The sequence below is a fragment of the Limnofasciculus baicalensis BBK-W-15 genome (assembly GCF_024178385.1).
In the GTDB taxonomy this organism is placed as follows: domain Bacteria; phylum Cyanobacteriota; class Cyanobacteriia; order Cyanobacteriales; family Coleofasciculaceae; genus Limnofasciculus; species Limnofasciculus baicalensis.
This window is the reverse complement of the sequence record NZ_JAMZMM010000478.1, coordinates 1-3,906: the sequence shown is the minus strand read 5'-3', so window position 1 is coordinate 3,906 and position 3,906 is coordinate 1. Positions and strand designations below refer to the sequence as shown.

The window sequence follows — 3,906 nt, the reverse complement described above, 5'->3', positions numbered from 1 at the left end:
GGCTAGGGGCTAGTAAATTATGTGGGAGGATCTGGTTTTAGCAAATATAGTTATTTGTCCCCACAGTAACAGTATCCTCCCTATAATTGGAATTATTACAGCGCAATCGCCCTAAATTTATAACTATGTTTGAACAACAACCAGACACTATCAGAGAAAAAGTAAGGCAACTAGCAGCAGCAGCATTGGAAAATTCCCAACCATCTGGATGGTTTGAAATATTATACCAGGAAGCAAAAGGAGATCCCACCCAAGTACCTTGGGTAAAATTAACACCTCATCCCTATTTCCAAGATTGGTTAAAAAGTTATCCACCACAACCAGAAGGAAAATTAGGATTAATCCTTGGCTGCGGATTGGGGGATGATGCCGAAGCTTTAGCAGCTAAAGGTTTCCAAGTGACTGCTTTTGATATTTCACCAACAGCCATAGCTTGGTGTCGGGAAAGATTCCCTGAATCTGGCGTAAATTATCTGGTTGCCGATTTATTCAACCTGCCCAGAGAATGGGAGCAAAAGTTCGACTTCGTGTTAGAATGTCGCAACATCCAATCCTTACCTTTGAGCGTGCGATCGCAAATAATTACAGAAATTGCTAAAGCAGTAGCTCCAGAAGGTACTCTATTAGTAATTACCAGACTGCGCGATAGGGAGCCTGAAGGAGATAGCCCGCCTTGGGCATTATCTAACATCGAACTCGCCCAATTTCAGGAATTAGGTTTTCAGGAGATAGGTAGAGATGTATTTTATAATAACGAGCCAAATAGTGTCAAAGAAGTACGGATCGAATATTTAAGAATAGGTACTTAAATGTATAAGTTATCCCAAATTAGACAACTATCCTCGCTCGCTCGATTCTCCAGTGCAGCAACATTAGTCTTAGTTACCCTTACCAGCAGTTGTACCCCAATCTCAACACACCTCACCGCCCAATCCAGTCAAACCTCCTCAAAGTGTACCCCAATCGATCCCTTTACCAAAGCCATCGGCAAAGCCACAAATACTGCCACCCTCACCCAATCCGCCAAATCCCCGGCAGACTGGGATTTAGTCGTGGTAGGATGGTTAGAAGCGATCGCAGCTATGGAATCTGTCCCCGTAGATAACCCCAAACGGGCTTTTGCCCAAAAGAAAGTAGCAGAATATTATCGAAATCTAAATATTGCCAGACAAAAGGCAAAAAACAATACTCCTTCCCTATCCTTTTCTAGCTTTAATAATCCTATTTTTGAAGAACAAATTCTCCTATATTTATCTTATATTGCGGCTGTTGGTACTCCTGATATTTTAATAGTAGGTAGTTCGAGGGCATTGGTAGGAATCGATCCGCAACAATTGCAACAGGCATTAGCTAAACAGGGAAAAGGTAACCTGAAAGTTTTTAATTTTAGTGTTAATGGGGCTACTGCTCAATTTGTTGATTTCCAACTGAGGCAACTTTTAACTCCTGAAGAATTACCTCAGTTAATTATTTGGGCAGATGGAGTGAGAGCCTTTAATAGTGGCAGAGGAGATCGTACTTTTACTAGTCTAACAAAGTCTCCAGGATATCAGGAAATAATTGCAGGTAATCGCCCGGAATTACCTGAAGGGGAATCTATTACTATAGATCCTTGTGAGGATATTTCTGGATCTAGTATTTCTGGGAAGGAGAATTTAGTGGCAGGGGATAATTCAGTGGCAGGCAAGATGCCTGCCCTACGGATGATTAAATTAGAAGGAGGGGATGGAGAGTCTGATTCTGGCTTATTAATGGCAAAGAAAAATAATAGTTATAGTGGTACTGCTATTGATGCTAATGGCTTCCTGCCATTGGATAATAAATTTGACCCTAAAATCTATTATCAGCGCAATCCGCGAGTTTCAGGTAGCTATGATGCCGATTATGAACCTTTTAGTTTCAGTGGAGAGCAAGCAGTTGCTCTTGATAGAGTTAAAGCGTTTGCATCGGAAAAACAGATTCCGTTAGTAATTGTCAATTTACCCCTAAATAAAGATTATTTAGACTCAGTGCGTCTAGCTCGCGAAGAGCAATTCCGACAGTTGCTGGAGCGTCAATCTGCTAGTGGTGAATTTGTGTTTATTAATTTAGTTCAAGAGTGGAAAAATCAAAATCAATATTTTACAGATCCTAGTCATCTCAATCGCTATGGTGCAGCAGCAGTTGCTAATTTTCTGGCAACTAAATCAAGTATTCCTTGGCCTAGGGTAAAGGTATCTAAATTAAGTTGACAAAAATTACTAGTGTTGATTGATTTGTCAAGGATGAAGCGGAGCCTCTAGATAGGGTTCCTAGTCGGAGACTAGGAAACTTGGCTAAGACATGGCTATGAGTCAAGAGTTTACTGCCAGCATCATCGATTAAGTGCACCGCAAATAGTCTTGAAAAATCTGACGGGCAGTTTTATGATCACCTTCTGGAGTCATGTTGCATAACCACCAAATAGGTCTACTTTGATAACATCTTGGTTGATCTGTGGCAATTAACCGACCAAGATGCTCACAATTCCAACCGGGCAAAGTATATTCCCAATCTGCAAAAACATATAGAGCTTGCTTGAGCCGCTTAATTGTTTGATCTGGCGGAAAAGCAATGTCTTCGATGCCAATAACAAAATTTGCTTCACTTCTCTTAAAAGGACATAACCCTCGACCCGTGTCAAAAATATGCGTATCTGACAAGCCAATCCCATAATGCCAGAACGGATCGGAGGGATTTTGCCAGTTAAGTAAGCGTCCGTATTGGCTGCTTAAAGAATCAGTCCAACAATCAATAGCTTCTATCGTTTTTTCAATTTGGTCAAGAGATAACGCCATATACCAGAGGGGATTGTTACTTAAAACCTAAGCTGCCAATTATTGATACAAACTGCATGATTGTAGCACAGTCAAATATAATATAGCAACCCTAAATGAGTCGTAACAAGTGAGAGGCTTGAAACCCAGGTATAGTAAGGATCGCGACACAGAAAATTGCCACAACTGATTTAGGATTGCTATATTCATTAGGCTCTGCCTCCACCTGTCACGGTTTTGCGCGATCGCAACGGCAGCCAAAGGGATCGCCTTTCTCCCCACAAACAAGCAATCGCCCTTTCAGTTGATTGATTTTTGCAGGATGAGGCAGAGCCTCTAGATATAGCAACCGCCAAGGGGCTTAGGACAATTGGCTCTAAGCCCCTTGTTAAAATTTGCTAGCTGAGAATGCCTTAACCGACGAAAGTGCTTTCGTCGATTCTCACAATTGGCTCTGTGCCCCTTGTGAGAATTTGCTAGCTGAGAATGTCCTCTCTGCTGTGGCGGTTGCTATATTTGTGTTTTGATAACTTGAGTAGCGACAAAAAAGGCAGCTTCAGAAGCTTTATCAATAAAATCAAATTCTGGTTTAGAAGCTGGAAAAGGTTTGATACCAAGGGAATCCACACTGTATTTTTGCTCAAGTTTTAAACCTTTTGGCTTACGGGATAATCCCAAATCGGAGGCATCTATGTTTTTAATCCAAAACTCGTTAGCAAAAAATGGTGGTTTATCGTAAAGCGCGACTTTCAGATTGCCAGATTTTCGATCCCGAAAAAATTTAATTTCATGGACGAAAGCCATATCTCTTCCCTGATTATCTATATAAACAGCCAGTATTTTACCATTGATAAAATTAATAGTGAAGATGCCGAGTCTATGAGGTTATTTGTTAGTGGCACAAATTATTTATGCAAGCAACTCGCCCCTACAGCAATTTTCTTCCGATCGGGAAATTATTATTGATTCCTAAAATAGATATTATAAAGTATTGAAGTGGCTCACAATAGCGTATAAATCTGAAAAAGGTTATTAGCCCTCCTTTGGATTATTAGCCCACAATAGCTGAAACGACGCAATCTCGTCAAGTATTGAGAATTAATCTTAATAA

Annotated in this window: 4 protein-coding genes; 2 read left to right on the top strand and 2 right to left on the bottom strand. The window is 40.6% G+C overall.

Translation table 11 applies throughout. The features are described from left to right. Positions 1–125 precede the first annotated feature (125 nt). On the top strand, positions 126–809 hold the full coding sequence (locus NJ959_RS26885; protein WP_254014829.1) for a class I SAM-dependent methyltransferase: 684 nt from the start codon (positions 126–128) through the stop codon (positions 807–809). Then, complete coding sequence (locus tag NJ959_RS26880; protein WP_254014828.1) at positions 810–2,231, top strand: hypothetical protein; 1,422 nt, start codon at positions 810–812, stop codon at positions 2,229–2,231. It begins immediately after the preceding gene. Between the two features lie 129 nt (positions 2,232–2,360). On the opposite strand, the gene NJ959_RS26875 is transcribed toward NJ959_RS26880, so the two are convergent. Both NJ959_RS26875 and NJ959_RS26870 read right to left on the bottom strand, forming a co-directional pair. Continuing rightward, positions 2,361–2,816, bottom strand: coding sequence for a hypothetical protein (locus NJ959_RS26875; RefSeq protein WP_254014827.1), 456 nt, complete (start codon positions 2,814–2,816; stop codon positions 2,361–2,363). A 489-nt stretch (positions 2,817–3,305) separates the two neighbouring features. Continuing rightward, on the bottom strand, positions 3,306–3,599 hold the full coding sequence (locus NJ959_RS26870; protein WP_254014826.1) for a hypothetical protein: 294 nt from the start codon (positions 3,597–3,599) through the stop codon (positions 3,306–3,308). Positions 3,600–3,906 lie beyond the last annotated feature (307 nt).

Coding starts and splice junctions, on each gene's coding strand:
- NJ959_RS26880 (WP_254014828.1), top strand. CDS start 810: ATGTATAAGTTATCCCAAATTAGACAACTATCCTCGCTCGCTCGATTC.
- NJ959_RS26875 (WP_254014827.1), bottom strand. CDS start 2,816: ATGGCGTTATCTCTTGACCAAATTGAAAAAACGATAGAAGCTATTGAT.
- NJ959_RS26870 (WP_254014826.1), bottom strand. CDS start 3,599: ATGGCTTTCGTCCATGAAATTAAATTTTTTCGGGATCGAAAATCTGGC.
- NJ959_RS26885 (WP_254014829.1), top strand. CDS start 126: ATGTTTGAACAACAACCAGACACTATCAGAGAAAAAGTAAGGCAACTA.